At 69.7% G+C, this 13112-nt stretch carries 17 protein-coding genes and 2 pseudogenes; 9 read left to right on the forward strand and 10 right to left on the reverse strand.

The window, feature by feature from the left end; all coding sequences use genetic code 11:
• Positions 1-64: 64 nt before the first annotated feature.
• A pseudogene (locus NRF20_RS00280) lies at positions 65-313 on the forward strand (IS630 family transposase); the annotation flags it as partial.
• Positions 314-466: 153 nt separating this feature from the next.
• Here NRF20_RS00280 and NRF20_RS00285 read toward each other — a convergent pair.
• Complete coding sequence (locus tag NRF20_RS00285) at positions 467-844, reverse strand: nuclear transport factor 2 family protein (RefSeq protein ID WP_024757633.1); 378 nt, start codon at positions 842-844, stop codon at positions 467-469.
• Between the two features lie 41 nt (positions 845-885).
• Here NRF20_RS00285 and NRF20_RS00290 point away from each other — a divergent pair, with 41 nt between their 5' ends.
• The 3 genes from NRF20_RS00290 to NRF20_RS00300 are packed head-to-tail and all read left to right on the forward strand — an operon-like array spanning position 886 to position 1558.
• On the forward strand, positions 886-1038 hold the full coding sequence (locus tag NRF20_RS00290) for a hypothetical protein (RefSeq protein ID WP_398633991.1): 153 nt from the start codon (positions 886-888) through the stop codon (positions 1036-1038).
• Between the two features lie 48 nt (positions 1039-1086).
• The gene (locus tag NRF20_RS00295; protein ID WP_398633990.1) at positions 1087-1230 is read left to right on the forward strand and encodes a hypothetical protein; all 144 of its coding nucleotides are present in this window, start codon (positions 1087-1089) and stop codon (positions 1228-1230) included.
• Positions 1231-1240: 10 nt separating this feature from the next.
• The gene (locus tag NRF20_RS00300; RefSeq protein WP_413751741.1) at positions 1241-1558 is read left to right on the forward strand and encodes a hypothetical protein; all 318 of its coding nucleotides are present in this window, start codon (positions 1241-1243) and stop codon (positions 1556-1558) included.
• A gap of 149 nt (positions 1559-1707) precedes the next feature.
• Here NRF20_RS00300 and NRF20_RS00305 read toward each other — a convergent pair whose 3' ends face one another.
• Together NRF20_RS00305 and NRF20_RS00310 are read right to left on the reverse strand one after the other, a co-directional pair.
• Complete coding sequence (locus NRF20_RS00305; protein ID WP_398634939.1) at positions 1708-2466, reverse strand: MerR family transcriptional regulator; 759 nt, start codon at positions 2464-2466, stop codon at positions 1708-1710.
• A gap of 10 nt (positions 2467-2476) precedes the next feature.
• Positions 2477-3361 carry a DUF2268 domain-containing protein gene (locus NRF20_RS00310; RefSeq protein ID WP_398634938.1) on the reverse strand — a complete coding sequence of 295 codons (885 nt, stop codon included), beginning with the start codon at positions 3359-3361 and terminating at the stop codon, positions 2477-2479.
• Positions 3362-3685: 324 nt separating this feature from the next.
• Between NRF20_RS00310 and NRF20_RS00315 the strand changes: the two genes are divergently transcribed.
• A complete protein-coding gene (locus NRF20_RS00315; RefSeq protein ID WP_413751742.1) occupies positions 3686-4888 on the forward strand; it encodes an IS110 family transposase in 1203 nt (400 codons plus the stop codon).
• A gap of 82 nt (positions 4889-4970) precedes the next feature.
• Here NRF20_RS00315 and NRF20_RS00320 read toward each other — a convergent pair whose 3' ends face one another.
• On the reverse strand, positions 4971-5441 hold the full coding sequence (locus NRF20_RS00320; protein ID WP_398634936.1) for a GNAT family N-acetyltransferase: 471 nt from the start codon (positions 5439-5441) through the stop codon (positions 4971-4973).
• Positions 5442-6580: 1139 nt separating this feature from the next.
• Here NRF20_RS00320 and NRF20_RS00325 point away from each other — a divergent pair.
• Complete coding sequence (locus NRF20_RS00325) at positions 6581-6877, forward strand: hypothetical protein (RefSeq protein ID WP_398634935.1); 297 nt, start codon at positions 6581-6583, stop codon at positions 6875-6877.
• On the opposite strand, the gene NRF20_RS00330 is transcribed toward NRF20_RS00325, so the two are convergent.
• Positions 6828-7412, reverse strand: coding sequence for a hypothetical protein (locus NRF20_RS00330; RefSeq protein WP_413751743.1), 585 nt, complete (start codon positions 7410-7412; stop codon positions 6828-6830). The two genes, NRF20_RS00325 and NRF20_RS00330, sit on opposite strands and share 50 nt — an antisense overlap.
• Before the next feature lie 109 nt (positions 7413-7521).
• The gene (locus tag NRF20_RS00335; RefSeq protein ID WP_398634933.1) at positions 7522-7914 is read right to left on the reverse strand and encodes a DUF6415 family natural product biosynthesis protein; all 393 of its coding nucleotides are present in this window, start codon (positions 7912-7914) and stop codon (positions 7522-7524) included.
• Positions 7915-8083: 169 nt separating this feature from the next.
• Here NRF20_RS00335 and NRF20_RS00340 point away from each other — a divergent pair, with 169 nt between their 5' ends.
• Positions 8084-9172, forward strand: coding sequence for a helix-turn-helix domain-containing protein (locus tag NRF20_RS00340; protein ID WP_398634932.1), 1089 nt, complete (start codon positions 8084-8086; stop codon positions 9170-9172).
• Positions 9173-9188: 16 nt separating this feature from the next.
• Positions 9189-9761: an HD family hydrolase gene (locus NRF20_RS00345; protein WP_398634931.1), complete on the forward strand. Its 573-nt coding sequence runs from the start codon at positions 9189-9191 to the stop codon at positions 9759-9761.
• 787 nt (positions 9762-10548) lie between these two features.
• On the opposite strand, the gene NRF20_RS00350 is transcribed toward NRF20_RS00345, so the two are convergent.
• The gene (locus NRF20_RS00350) at positions 10549-11016 is read right to left on the reverse strand and encodes a hypothetical protein (protein ID WP_398634930.1); all 468 of its coding nucleotides are present in this window, start codon (positions 11014-11016) and stop codon (positions 10549-10551) included.
• A gap of 193 nt (positions 11017-11209) precedes the next feature.
• Between NRF20_RS00350 and NRF20_RS00355 the strand changes: the two genes are divergently transcribed.
• A complete protein-coding gene (locus tag NRF20_RS00355; RefSeq protein ID WP_398634929.1) occupies positions 11210-11704 on the forward strand; it encodes a hypothetical protein in 495 nt (164 codons plus the stop codon).
• 16 nt (positions 11705-11720) lie between these two features.
• On the opposite strand, the gene NRF20_RS00360 is transcribed toward NRF20_RS00355, so the two are convergent.
• The 3 genes and pseudogenes from NRF20_RS00360 to NRF20_RS00370 all read right to left on the reverse strand — a co-directional run.
• On the reverse strand, positions 11721-11912 hold the full coding sequence (locus NRF20_RS00360) for a hypothetical protein (RefSeq protein WP_398634928.1): 192 nt from the start codon (positions 11910-11912) through the stop codon (positions 11721-11723).
• Positions 11913-12019: 107 nt separating this feature from the next.
• Positions 12020-12340, reverse strand: a complete 321-nt coding sequence (locus tag NRF20_RS00365) for a hypothetical protein (RefSeq protein ID WP_398634927.1) — start codon at positions 12338-12340, stop codon at positions 12020-12022.
• A gap of 20 nt (positions 12341-12360) precedes the next feature.
• Positions 12361-12796: pseudogene (locus tag NRF20_RS00370) on the reverse strand (relaxase domain-containing protein); the annotation flags it as partial.
• Between the last annotated feature and the right edge of the window lie 316 nt (positions 12797-13112).

Genomic DNA, 13112 nt, shown 5'->3' on the forward strand with positions numbered 1-13112 from the left:
CTGCTTCCTCCGGGACCCATACGTCCCAGTATCAAGCTGTCCTGACATCGGGGGGAACTTCATCACCTCGACCTACGCCTCTTGGGCCAACCCCATCGAAGCCCACTTCGGACCGCTGAGGCAGTTCACCATCGCCAACTCCAACCACCCCAACCACACCGTGCAGACACGAGCCCTGCACGCCTATCTATGCTGGCGCAACGCCAACGCCCGCCACCGCGACGTCCTGGCCGCCGAACGCAAGGAACGCGCCCGCATCCGAAGCGAGAAGGGCATCCGTTGGGGCGGACGCCCCCTCAACACCGCAGCCTGACCAACCGCGAACTTACACAGCCACAGCGCATCATCGGTCCGCTCGTGGCCAAGCGCGGACGACCGAAGCGTTGTGAAGATGATCTCGGCTGGGCAGACCCGGAGCCCCGAACGGGGCCGGTTCAGGAGAAGGACGGCGCCAGAGGAGAATGACTCAGGAGGCGGACGGCTCGATCTCCCCCGCGAAGACGATGACCTGGTCGATGAGGCTCCGCCGCAGATGGACGACGTCCGTTCCCGCCAGGCGGGGGCCTCCATCCGGCGTCGTGAAGACCCACTGGTACCGGGCCCACTCGTCCGGCATGTCCACCGCCGAACAGCGCACCATCGTGCCGGTCCCCGCGGGGTGGCGCCGGATGTCCAGCACGAACCGCTCGACCGCCTCGATCCCCTCACTGCGGCCCAACGGTCCCCAGAAGACCACGTCCGAGGTTAGGGCCTGGGAGAGCAGCGCAGTCACATAGCTGTCGTCCGAGGCGTTGAACGCGGAGATGAACGTGTCGATCGCGGACCGCGCGGTCTCTTCCTGCATGCACCATTAATACCAGTCGCCTCGCGGACCGCGCTCGTCCCGTGAGCCGTCTCCCGACCACGGTGAACCATCCCGGTCACAGCACTAGCGACCGGGGAAGCTACGCGACTGCCACCGCGAGCCGCCCCGGGGCGACGTACGCACGGATCGTCGCGCTCGACCTGGTCGCCGAGGCCGAGCAGCATGCCCAGTAGGGCAGTATTGAGCAGGCGTGCACCACCTGGAGCCGGGCCATCGACACCATGGCCGGAGTGAAGTCCGCCCGCACCCTCAATGCCGTCCGCTCACTCCGCTCCGACCTGCGCCCGTACCGGGCTCGGGGTGTGCGGTGCGCCGCCGAGCTCGACGAGCACGCCCGCCTTTTCCTCGCCTCCCACCCGAACTGACCGTCGCACGGTGCCGCAAGCCCTCGACCAACTCGTCAGCAGAGTTCGTGAGTTGATCGACCAACTCGCACCGGGCCAGCGACCCCGCCACCGCAAACTCGCGGTCGAAAACATCATCTGGGCCTCCGTCCTGGACCAGCGCGGGCTGCCCGCCTCGCTGATCGCCCACCTCTTCCGCGTCGGCGAGAACCAGATGCGCACCCTCCTCCAGCAGACCCGCCCCCTGCTACAGCGACACGGCCACCACAGCGACCCGCTCCCGGTCCGTCTTATCGACCCCAGCGAACTCGCCCGCTACGTCATACACGCAACGACAACAGACGATTGACCCGACACGCACCAGTAATTTCTCGACGGCCCCTCGCACAACACGCCGGTTTCGAGAGGACTTTTGCGAACGTCGGCCTGCGGAAACGTGATCGCTTTCGGGGCTGTCGCAGAACTCTCACAGATGGTCATTTCTGCGAACCACACGAGCTACATCCGGGTACGCGCGTACGTGTGCAGCGCGTCGCGGACGAACGTCGCCCCCGCCTCGTCGTCGTACATGGCGGCGAAGCGGGGGTCGTCGACGAACATGTCCCCAATGCCGTTCACCATCTCGATTGAGCGCTCCCGGTCGCCCTCGGCGGTGGGGGTGCCCGGGATCTGGCTCAGCCACTGGACGTGCCGGGCAGCCAGTGACTGAGCGTGTTCCGATGCCGGCGAATCCCCGGCCTTCACCGCGGCGATCCATGCGGCAACGAGGTCTTCGGTGTCCTGCTTCCAGGCCCGCTGCTGGTCGAGACTCTTGCCATGCCACCAGTCGTTGCTCACTTGGAACGCGCGCTCGCCCCAACGTGAGATCACCTCGTCCTTGTAGTGGTCGTTGAACCCCGCCAACATGACATCCATCCGCGGTTCCACCCCCGCCTGCATGGCCTCCAGCGTGTGACGCACAGAGTGGATCTGCCGTTCGATGCGGTCCCGTTCCTCTTCCAACGCGGCAATGTGGGCGCGGAGTCCGTCGAGTGAGTCCACCTCCTCGGCCAGGACTTCGGCGATGGCCGACAAGCCCATGCCGAGCCGACGCATGAGCAGGATCCGCTGTAGCCGGGCGACCGCGGCGGGGTTGTAGTAGCGGTACCCGTTCGCGCCGACCCGGGACGGGGCCAAGAGCCCGAAACGGTCGTAGTGACGCAGGGTCCGGCTGGTGATGCCGGCCCTCGCCGCGAGCTCCTGGATCGTCCACTCCATTGTTCCATTGTCACCCGCGGCGCAGCGTGGTCGCGATGATCTCCGAGGCGTCGGCGAGCAGGGCCTGCGCCGCCGTCTGCCCGGTCGCCGCCAGGTAGGTGTCGACCAGCCGGTTGCCCGCGGCGTACCCCGCGCCCATCGGCAATCCCACCGGGGCGACGCCGAGGTGCTCCGCGCCGGGGTCGCCGTGCACCCAGGCGGTGAAGTTCTGCATGCCTGTCACGTCGAGCCCGGTGAGCACCTTGGCAAAGACCTCGTCGTCGTGCAGGTGCGGCACGCCGATGCGGGCGGGGCCAAGCTCGTCGCCGTAGAGCTGTCGGGCGAAGGCGTCGGCCAGGCCCTCGCCGACGATGTGCTCGCCGACCGTGACGGTCATCGGGTCCCACATGACCCCGCCCGGGCTCCAACGCAGGTTGTGATTGAGCTCGTGCACGGCGGTGGCCTCCAGCCGCTCCACGTTCTCGGGGAAGGGCCAGAACGTGATGGCGATGTTGCCCGAGATGCCGCCGAACCCGGTCAATCCTTGGCAGGGACCCATGAAGTGTTCGTCACCCGGATCGCCGAGGACGAACAGCACGGTGATGTCCGGGGCCTCCAGCCCCGGCGTCGCCTCCAGCAGTACGGCGAGAGCGTTGTCGAGCGCGCGTTGCATCCGCTCCCAGGCCCCGGCCGCCGCCAGGGTCTCGAGCGCGTCGAGGCAACGCTCCTCGTCGCGGTCGATGGGGAACCCGGACGATTGGAGGTGTACGGCTACCAGGTCGAGCTCGCCTGGGTGGTAGCGGTACATGCCCGCGTTGGCCTCCAGCATCGAACGCAGCAGGTCAACGCGGTCCGCGACCGGGGCCAGCAGGATCTGCCGCATAGCGGAGTAGGTGTCAAGAACAGTGATCGACATGGCCCCGATGCTAGAAGTTGACGCAGCGTCAAGGTCAAACCAGCGGCGCTCTTCGTCGAGATACAGCCGGGCATGCCCCCCCCGTTACCTTTTTCGTGGCCCCGCAATGGGGCTCCCGGCCTCCGGGCCCGGCATGACTGTCTCCCCCTGTCGTACGCATGATCCGGGGGGTGGTGTCACCGGGCACCGGAGGCACCAGTAGACCGCTGATTAGGGGCACGACCGCCGGCCCGGCGACGGGTACGGCAGGCCTTCGTAACGTGGATGCCGGCATCTGGTGCCGTACGTGAGGCCGGGACACGAGCGCGTCAGCGGAGGCTGTTGGTGATCGAGATCAGCGAGGTAGCCGTCTTCCTCGGCCTGGACGTCGGCAAGGGCGAACACCACGGGCGGGGCCTGACCCCGGCCGGCAAGACCGTCTTCGACAAGCGGCTGCCCAACAGCGAGCCCAAGCTGCGGGCCCTGTTCGACAAGCTGAGCGCGAAGTACGGCACCGTGCTGCTGGTCGTCGACCAGCCCGCCAACATCGGCGCCCTGCCGCTGGCCGTCGCCCGCGACGCGGGCTGCCTGGTCGCCTACCTGCCCGGCCTGACCATGCGCCGGATCGCCGACCTCTACCCCGGCGAGGCCAAGACCGACGCCCGCGACGCGTTCATCATCGCCGACGCCGCCCGCACCATGCCCCACACCCTGCGCGTCCTGGCCGCCACCGACGAGACCATCGCCGAGCTCGACATGCTTGCCGGATACGACGACGACCTCGCCGGCGAGGTCACCCGCACCGCCAACCGGCTGCGCGGCCTGCTCACCCAGATCCACCCCGCGCTGGAACGGGTCCTGGGCCCGCGCATCCAGCGCCCGGCCGTCCTCACCATCTTGGAGCGATACGGCTCCCCGGCCCTGATCCGCAAAGCCGGACGCCGCCGCCTGATCACCCTGATCCGACCCCAGGCACCAAGGATGGCCGAGCGCCTGGTCGAGGACATCTTCACCGCCCTCGACGAGCAGACCGTCGTCGTCGCGGGCACCGGCGCAGCCACCACGATCGTGCCCGGCCTCGCCGCCCAACTGTGCGCCCACCTCACGCAACGCGCCGCCCTGGAACGGCAGATCGCCGACCTCCTGGAGGCCCACCCTCTTTCCAAACTCCTGACGTCGATGCCGGGGATAGGCGTCAGGACCGGCACGCGCATCCTCATCGACGTCGGCGACGCCAGCACCTTCGCCACCTCCGGCCACCTCGCCGCCTACGCCGGCCTGGCCCCCGCCTCCCGCGTCTCCGGATCCTCCATCCGCGGCGAACAACCCTCCCGACGCGGAAACAAGCAGCTCAAACGGGCCTTCTTCCTAGCCGCGTTCGCCTCCCTTGCCGACCCGGCCTCCCGCACCTACTACGACCGCAAACGCGCCCAGGGCAAAACCCACACCCAAGCGCTCCTCTGCCTCGCCCGACGCCGTATCGACGTCCTGTTCGCCATGCTCCGCGACGGCACCTTCTACGAATCACGACCCGCATCAGCCGCCTGATCTGGAACGCAAGGCCAGTCAGCCTCTACGGGGAGAACTCCTGCACACGCGGGCATGAAGCCGCAACGTCCGGCGGATCTGCCTAGCCCAACTCCAACTCCCCGACCTTCTCATCCCCGCTCATCTCCCCCGTCGGCCGGAACCCGAGCCCCAGGTAGAAACCCTCGGGGCCGTCCTCGCCCGGGTGCCAGGTGGTGGTCAGGCGGGTGCCACCGCGGCGGCGGATTTCAGCGGCCACGGACTCGACCGCGAAGCGGCCATAGCCGCGACCCTGTTCACCGGCCGCGATGTTGAGCCGCCACAGGCCCGAGCGGATGTCTGTGCCCTTGCCGTCGCCCGCGAAGTCGATGTCGAGGAAGGCCATGAGGAAGCCGACGGGCCGGTCGCCGTCGAAGATGACGCGGGGCCAAGCTATGCCGGGGTACACGTACGCCTCGGCGAGGGACTTCACGACCGGCGCCACCAGGTGTTCCTGGTCAGGGCGAACCTTCAGGCCGATCGCGACATCGAAGTTGGCGGCAGTGACCGTTGCCAGGCGGAGCGTAGTCGTCATGCAGGAACCGTAAGCCAGCGGATCAAGTGGTTTTCCCAGCGCCGCACCCCTCCCGCAGACGGCCACATCGCCGTCCTCTTCCCGGCTCCACGCCGTGGTCCACAACGCTCGGCTTTGGGCCGAACACCGCAACCCGACACTTGACGAAAGAGATAGGGGCCCCCAGGCCCGTCGCGACCGGCGGTTCGCCGCTGCGATTGACTCACACAACTTGGTCAGCCGCTGTTCCAGCGTGCGCAGCTCTCGGTCTTGCGGTCTGCGGTGAACAGCATCCACCACTGCGCCCCGCCGTCGCCAAGACGCGCTGCTGCCACGTGCCTTTCGGCAGCGCAGCGCGACTACCTGCACAGAGACTTGACAGCCTCGTGTTTTCGGTGCCCACCATCATCCGGCGGAGGCTACCGGCGGCCACTGACACCGCCGGGCATGCCGGCGAGGGCGTGGAACACGGGGTGCAACACGCGGCTGAGGGCCGCCGGGTGTGGGTGTCTGCGCAGGTCAGGGGTGCAACGCGCAGGCGTGTTGCGGTACCGGGCATCCGCGTTGCAGTCGATCAAGCCCTCGGAGGCAATCGAGGTGCGGTTCGGCACGAGCCGGGCCAGAGCCGTCGACGCCCTGCCCGCCGCACGAACCGAGGTCGACTGGGAGAGCGGCGTAGCGTCGGCAAAGGCCGGCGCTCCCCGCTCGCCTCCATTCGTCCGGCACCGGAGGCGACACCGGTCTGAACCGGCAATCACCGGCGCGGCGGCACGATCCTGCCCGGGAGGGGTCGGATGAGGAGGGACCTCTCTCCTGCAGAGAGAGGTGTCGCTGCCGGGGCGGTGCTGACCCAGGGGGTGTGACCTGCCCGAACACCGCCGCCCGCTCCGGACCCCGGCAACCTGTTGGGCGCCTCGTTGCGCACCCCGTTGCGCGACTCGTCAGCACCACCGTTGCGCAACCCGTTGCACGACCTCGGCCGGACAGCAGCCCTGCCCGGCGCGCCGAACGGGACGAAGGCGGCCGGATGTCCGGGGCCATGGGCAGGTCGAGATGGGGCCGGCGCCTGCTGACCCAATCACTGACCCGCCGCCCACTCAGCCGTGTTCGTTCGTGTGGTTGTGGTCGGGGCTGGCTCATGTCCCGCTACGGTGCTCGGTATGAGCGAGCCTTTCTCCCAGGGCGAGGACCATCCGGCGTGCGGGATCTGCCCGTCGAAGCGGCTGCCGCGCGAGGAGTTCGTGGTCTACGACCGGCCGTCCTGGGAGTGCCCGTTCGATCCGGCCGACGGCTTTCGGTACACCGCCGACCGGACCCCGGCGTGCGTCCATCCGCACAAGGTGGGACTGGAGCCGGACCGGATCGCCCCGCCGCCGAAGACTGAGACGGCCGTCGACGAGCCGGAGGTTATGCCGCGGCGGCGGAGAGGATGGCGGCTTTCCTTCCTCGCTCGGTGACGCCGATCTGCGCGTACACCTCATCGAGGATCCGGCGGCGGCGCTCGGTCTCGGCCGCGTCGATCCAGAACCGTTCGCTCACCGGCCCCCACGCGGCCCGGTACGCCTGGTGGGTGTAGTCGCCGTGGATCCAGGTTCCGCCGGCCATCCTGTCCTCCATGTCGGTCATGTGGACGAACTTGATGCCGGTGCGGTCCTGTATCCGGGAGAGCAGGGTGAACTGGGCGCACAGGGCATGCGACATGACGTCAACCGGAACTGGCAGCGGGAGCTCCGCCCGCTTCTCGTCGTAGCCGGTGAGCTCGTACATGGCGGACTTGAGCGCCATGGCGCGGGTGGTCTCGGTGAACAGGGCGGGCGCGTCGGCGACGGCGTCGTAGTCGAGGATGATCGGGTAGCCGTAGAAGTCGTCCCAGTCGCTGCTGTACTTCGCGCAGCCCTCCCACAGCCGGCCGAACTCGGGGTCGGCCTGCCAGGCGTCCAGGATCTGCCGGGCCCGGACCGCGACGGCGGCGGGCTCGATGACGGTGGTCATGGTGGTGCCCCTCTCGTGTCGGATCGAGTGGTGCTGTCCGCCCGGGGTCCGGGCGGGGCGATACGCCGCGCACCCGGGGACCGTGGTCCCGCCCGGGCACGCGGCAGCTTCAGGAAGCCCCCGTGGCGGGCGGGGGCTGTGCGAGCCGGTCCAGCCGCCCGTACAAGGCGCGGACCAGCCGGGCGCGGCCCTGGGCGCAGCGCAGGGTGCCTTCCGCCGGCGCGGACAGCCGCCGTTCCGCCTCGGCAAGCACCACCTCGGCGAGTGCCCGTCGGCCGCTGTCCTTCGGCAGCCGGTCGGCGTGCCGCTGGACGTCGGAGGCGACGGCGCGTGCGTGCCCGGTGAGTTGTAGGGCGATCTGCGCGTAGTCGCGGGGCTGTATGTCCGGGTCGGTCCACGCCAGCACGGCCGCGACGAGGCATTCGTACGGTTCGCGGTCGAGCGGGAGCTCCGCCTCGATCAGCCCGTCGGGGTCGTACAGGACCGTGTGCGTGCTGCTCATCAGGGCCTCGCTGCAGTGGGCGTGGGCGCGTGCGGAAGCGGCCGGTCGGCGCCGGTGTGCCCGATCGCCTGGTGTTGGCCGTATCCCGACCGTATGGAGGGACGGGATGCGGTAGGACTGACCGTGAGTACGGGTTTCGGTGCGCAGGGCGACCGGGGAGCAGACCGGTATGGGCAGGCCTCGACGGACATCGGCGGGAGCGATCACGGGCTTCGTGCTGCGCCTGGCTCGCGAGAGCATCCCGCGTACGCAGGTGGCGATGGCCGAGGCCCTGGGCGTGGACGTCGACACGTTGCAGGGCTGGGAGTCGGGGCGGCGCCCGCTGGCGAACATGAGGGCCGGGGCGCTGCTGGAGCTGCGGCGGCGGTTGCCCGCGCTCGGTGCGGATGCGGGTCTGGTGCGGTGGCTGGACGCGGCGATGGACGCGGACCGCATCGTCGCGGCCGGGCTCGACGACGGGGGTGGACCGCATCCGCTGGCCGGGTGGGTGCACACCCGGGACACCGCGCACATGCTGGCCTGGGCGTTGAACGGGACCACTCCGCCGGCCCTCGCCGGACGGTTACCCGGGCCCCGTCGCGGGCCGGTCGCCCCTTCCCCGCAACTGGCTACGGGTGACCGGGCAGTGTTCTTCAACCGGCTGCGCGCCACCACCGAGCACGCCGCCCGGCAGGGCGAGGGCGGCGTGCTGCTGCACCGCCAGGCGCTCTACCTCGCCTCCTACCACCGCAGCCCGGACGCGGCCGCGTGGACCGCGCACACCCTCCACGGGCGGCGCGACGTCCTCGCCCGCCGGGGCTGGTCACCGCAGTGGGCCGCCGCCCGCTCCACCGCGACCGCCCTGGCCCGGCTCGGTGACCCGCAGCCGCTGCTCGACTTCATCGACCGCGCCCTGGCCGACGACGACACCGCCGAGGCGGCGAACCTGAACTACTGGGCGCTGTGGCTGGGTGCGCTGCCCGTCCCGCAGAGCGACGACACGTTCATGTGCGACCGGGGCCTGGCCGGCTGGGACGCGCTGACCCTGCTGCGCGGCCTCGCCACGGGTCTGGTCGACGCACCCGGCTTCGTCGACCTGTACGCGCACTCCCTGCACGCGCTCCTTGCCGTGGCCCCGTGGCTACCGCAGGCGGCCGGCCCGCTCTCCTCCCCACTGCGCGAGCGCACGGCCCAACTACTGGACGGCGTTCACCTTTCGGCACGATCACGCCGGGAGCTGGGCAGGGTCCATTACGTTCTCGACAACAACCGCACCTGAGCAACCGGAGGCATGCATGTCGGACGACACCACCAAGGGCACCGCGGGCTTCATCTTCGAGATGGGCGTGCTCAAGCGCTCCGCCCGCACCGGCTGGTGGTTCACCGGCAACAAGAACCCCGAGTCGGTTGCCGAGCACTCCTTCCGCGTCGGAATCATCGGCTCGGTCCTCGCCATGATGGAAGGCGCCGACCCGGCCCGGGTCGCGCTGATGTGCCTGTTCCACGACAGCCAGGAAACCCGCGTCGGCGACATCCCGCACATCGGCCGCCGCTACCTGCGGGCCGCCCCGAACGGCGAGGTGACCGCGGACCAGGTCTCAAGCGCTCACCCGGCCGTCCGTACCGGGGTGCAGAGCGCGGTCGACGAGTACGAGGCCGGCGAAACCCCGGAGGCGGTCGTCGCCCGCGACGCGGACAAGCTCGAGTGCCTGGTGCAAGCGGTGGAGTACCGGGAACAGGGCTACACCCTCACTCAGAACTGGATCGACACCAGCCTCGCGTCACTCAACACGCCGTCCGCGAAGGCCCTCGCCGAGGCCGCGCTGTCCATGCCGTCGCTGGAGTGGCAGCAGAATTACCTCCGATAGCCCGACCCAACCGGCCGGTTCAGCCCGCCCAGAGCTGTGTCGCCGGGGCCCGCACCCTCTGGGGTGGCGCGGGCCCCAGCGTGAGGGGCAGCAGCCCAGGTCGTCCTGTCACAGACCGCCGACTGCACTTTCTCTGTCTACGGGCCCGGTGGCACCCCGGCGACCTGCAAAGAGCAGTGTGACTACGGCTGTCACCCGTCCGGGCGGTCGCGCGGCCATCGGCGAACCGGGCCGCCGTACCGCGTCGTCATCGGGGGCATGCGTATCGACGAGCAGCACATCACCGAGCCGGGCCTCGTGGCCTGGACGTCACCGCCGCCGACGAGGACACCATCCGTGCGGTGATGGACAGCTTGCAGCAGCGGTGGGCCACCTCCGGCATCACTCCGGTGTGGCGGCTCCAGGAGAGGCGGGCGTGAGGGCGCGGGTGTACGCGGACATCCGACGCCATGGCACCGCGGAGTAGATAGTGAGGAGCACCCGCTCGGTGTCCGGCTGGGGGTGTTTATGAGCGACGCCAAGAGCCGCCGCGACAGGCTCACCGGGCCCAGCGCGCCGCCCTCACAAAGCTGGGTATGGAGTGGGCGTGACATCGTCGATGGCCGGGAACTGAACCGGACCGACAGGAGACCCCAGGACGTCTTGGCGTTCCGGGGTCTCGTTGGCGCTTGTCGGTGTGCACGTTCGGGCGGCCGGGCGGGAGGTCTGCACGGGGGCGAGCCAGATTCGCCGCCGGCTCGCACCTTCCGGCGGCTGGCGTGCAGAGTCTGCCCTGGCCCGGGCGCTACTACGGAACGAGCAGGTAGAAGGGCTTGTAGTCTCCGCCCTTCTCCCAGTTCGTGGTCACGACCAGGATGGTGTCCTTCTGGTTGCCGCACTGAGGGTTGACGCCAGGCTCGACGTAGATCTGGCCCGGGTATCCGCCCGTGGTCAAGGTGGCGACCGGTGTCAGCTCGGAAACGTCCAGACGGGAGTCCTCCAGCTGGACGCAGAAGCGCCCTGCGGCGGGCGCCCGGGTCACCGACTTGATCCCCTTGGCTCGGTCCACGCTTCCGTCCGCGTTGACCAGAGCGGATGCCTGAGCGTAGGGAGCGGTCACCCGCCCAGCAGTGACCGCCAGGGCCACTCCTCCCGTTGCCACCGCCACGACACCGAGTGCCGCACCCACCCAGGCGGCGCGACGCACGTTCTTGTTCCTCAGCATCCCCGCAGCGCGCTTACGCCCCTGGCCGCTTTCGTCGGGTCCGAAGTTCATGCCGCTCTCCTTCGACGCCTATGCGTCAACACATAGGCAGAAGTACCTACTTGGGCGCTTTGCCCTTGCATGCGGGATATTCGCACCACTTGCGCCCAACATGCCCGGCAAACACCCCGTGATCACCCGAACGTGTCGGGCAGCGGGTGAAGCGTCCCGGCCCCGGCAGCCACAGGTACTGAAGCCATCTGCCATGCAGGCACTTGTCGTGGGGGAAGAGACCACGGCCGCCCCGGGGGGTGGTCTCTTCGACCGCCAGCGCGCCGAGCGGGAGAGACCCGGATGCAGCCGCTGGCCGACTGCCGGAATCGTGGCGTACTGCGAGCACATGGGCGTGTCCAAGGACACGCTCCTGTCGTACCTGCAGGTCGATCGGAAGCAGAGCCGGGTGGCCGGGCCCCAGGACGACGACCGGGCGCACCTGGCCGGCTTTGCTAGGCGTCCCCGGGGTGTTCTCCGCGCCCCTGCGCTGGGGACGCTGCACGGCCGTGGTCGGCGCCAGGCGGAGGCTGCGCAGCAGCCCGAGGAAGACCCGCAGAAGCTGTTCACCGAGGCGTGCCTGCACGGGCTGCGCGCCAAGCTCTGCGACGACGTCAATTCCCTGGACAGCTACCTCCCGCCACAGGTGGCGGCGATGGCGCGCAAGGTGGCCGATGCCCTCGAAGTGCCGCAGCCAGCCGCCGTGTGACAGCCGCTGGCTGCGGTCACGGGTGGGCGGCCGGGAAGGCTTCGGTGAGACTTTCCAGGCGTTCATACAGGGCGCGCACCATCCGGGCGCGGTTCTGGACACAGCGCCCGGTGCCCTCCAGCGTCGTGGACAGCCGGCCTTCCGCCTCTTTCGTCGGGTGGTGCGCACCTGGTGCGGTGCGCGTGGTGCGCACCAGAGTGGAGCCCACCGTCAGGCGATGCGCGCCGGAGAGTGGAGCCGCGGGTGGTGTCCACTCGGTGGACTGACCGGATGCCGAACACCGCGCAGTGACTCGGTGGACGATGCTCGGCATCGTCACCACAGCCAGGCGTTGGAGTGCCGCACCCGGGACAGGGCGCGGGCATCTCGGCGCGCGGCCGCGTTGCCGATGCGGTTCTGTCGGGGCCGGGGCCGGCGCGACTGCCCGGTGATGAAGCGGCGGCGTCCGGCGTCCTGAAGCCGCCGTCGCTGCTTGCGCAGTTCCTGCTTCTTCTCCGCCTTCGACTTCGGTGTCCGGGGCCGTTTCCAGATCGGCTCCCACAGCACAGGCTCATCAAGCACGGCATTCAGCTCCGGGGCGGCTTCGCGTGCGCGGGCGAGGATGTCATCGAAACTGGGTTCTTCCGGTGTGCTCACGCAACTCCTCCTGGGGTCCGGCGCTTGAACGCGCCGCGCATCACGTACACCACGGCGACGGTTTCGACGGCGGCCAGGGCGACGTCGACGGCTGGTTCGCGCCCGCGCCCACACTGCCGCGGCCGCCACCCGCGCCCGCTCCGCCAACCGGTCGATGACGTCGGCACCGTAGGCCCGGATCGCCGAGGCCCGCCATCGCTCACGCAGCTCGGTCAGCGACAACAGCACCGTGCGCTTCGGCGGGCGCGTCCGGTCGGCGGCCTGGCAGTCCAGCGCGTAGGAGGCCCGCTCCCCCGGCGGGTGCCCCTGCTTCTCCTCGTAGTCGGCCACGAGGACAGACATCGCGTCGGCGATCTGCTGACGGCGGGTCGACTGCCAGCCGATGAGCCGCTGGTCGATGCCGGCAATCTCCATGACCGGCCGTCGGCCGGGCGTCGCCTCGCGCGGCTCCCACGCTGTAGGGTCCACGTCTTCGTGCGCACCGCTTCCTGCGGAAACGCCGGAATCCAGGCTCGATGCGCACTCGTTCCGTCGGCCGGGCGTGCGCAATCCTTTGGTGCCGCGGTTGCTCGTCGGAGACGCGGCCTCGGCATCGGCGCAGGTCGGGGGTCCCAGCAGGTTTCGCCGAGAAGACAAACGAAGTAGCCCCTGACCTGCGCCTGCTTGGGGGGGGTGAGCGCTGGTTTGCGGCCGCTGCAGGCGCCGCGATGTCTGGCCGCGGGCCTCCCGGTGGTCCGCGACGCGCGGCTACACGGAGATCGCCCCGGGCTGC

This window comes from Streptomyces sp. R-74717 (genome assembly GCF_047305335.1).
GTDB classification, from domain to species: domain Bacteria; phylum Actinomycetota; class Actinomycetes; order Streptomycetales; family Streptomycetaceae; genus Streptomyces; species Streptomyces atratus.

What these genes read in the sequence shown, in the direction of transcription:
- NRF20_RS00355 (WP_398634929.1), top strand. Translation starts at nt 11,210, where the DNA reads ATGCAGGCACTTGTCGTGGGGGAAGAGACCACGGCCGCCCCGGGGGGT.
- NRF20_RS00330 (WP_413751743.1), bottom strand. Translation starts at nt 7,412, where the DNA reads ATGACCACCGTCATCGAGCCCGCCGCCGTCGCGGTCCGGGCCCGGCAG.
- NRF20_RS00295 (WP_398633990.1), top strand. Translation starts at nt 1,087, where the DNA reads ATGGCCGGAGTGAAGTCCGCCCGCACCCTCAATGCCGTCCGCTCACTC.
- NRF20_RS00285 (WP_024757633.1), bottom strand. Translation starts at nt 844, where the DNA reads ATGCAGGAAGAGACCGCGCGGTCCGCGATCGACACGTTCATCTCCGCG.
- NRF20_RS00345 (WP_398634931.1), top strand. Translation starts at nt 9,189, where the DNA reads ATGTCGGACGACACCACCAAGGGCACCGCGGGCTTCATCTTCGAGATG.
- NRF20_RS00320 (WP_398634936.1), bottom strand. Translation starts at nt 5,441, where the DNA reads ATGACGACTACGCTCCGCCTGGCAACGGTCACTGCCGCCAACTTCGAT.
- NRF20_RS00325 (WP_398634935.1), top strand. Translation starts at nt 6,581, where the DNA reads ATGAGCGAGCCTTTCTCCCAGGGCGAGGACCATCCGGCGTGCGGGATC.
- NRF20_RS00340 (WP_398634932.1), top strand. Translation starts at nt 8,084, where the DNA reads ATGGGCAGGCCTCGACGGACATCGGCGGGAGCGATCACGGGCTTCGTG.
- NRF20_RS00350 (WP_398634930.1), bottom strand. Translation starts at nt 11,016, where the DNA reads ATGAACTTCGGACCCGACGAAAGCGGCCAGGGGCGTAAGCGCGCTGCG.
- NRF20_RS00305 (WP_398634939.1), bottom strand. Translation starts at nt 2,466, where the DNA reads ATGGAGTGGACGATCCAGGAGCTCGCGGCGAGGGCCGGCATCACCAGC.
- NRF20_RS00335 (WP_398634933.1), bottom strand. Translation starts at nt 7,914, where the DNA reads ATGAGCAGCACGCACACGGTCCTGTACGACCCCGACGGGCTGATCGAG.
- NRF20_RS00310 (WP_398634938.1), bottom strand. Translation starts at nt 3,361, where the DNA reads ATGTCGATCACTGTTCTTGACACCTACTCCGCTATGCGGCAGATCCTG.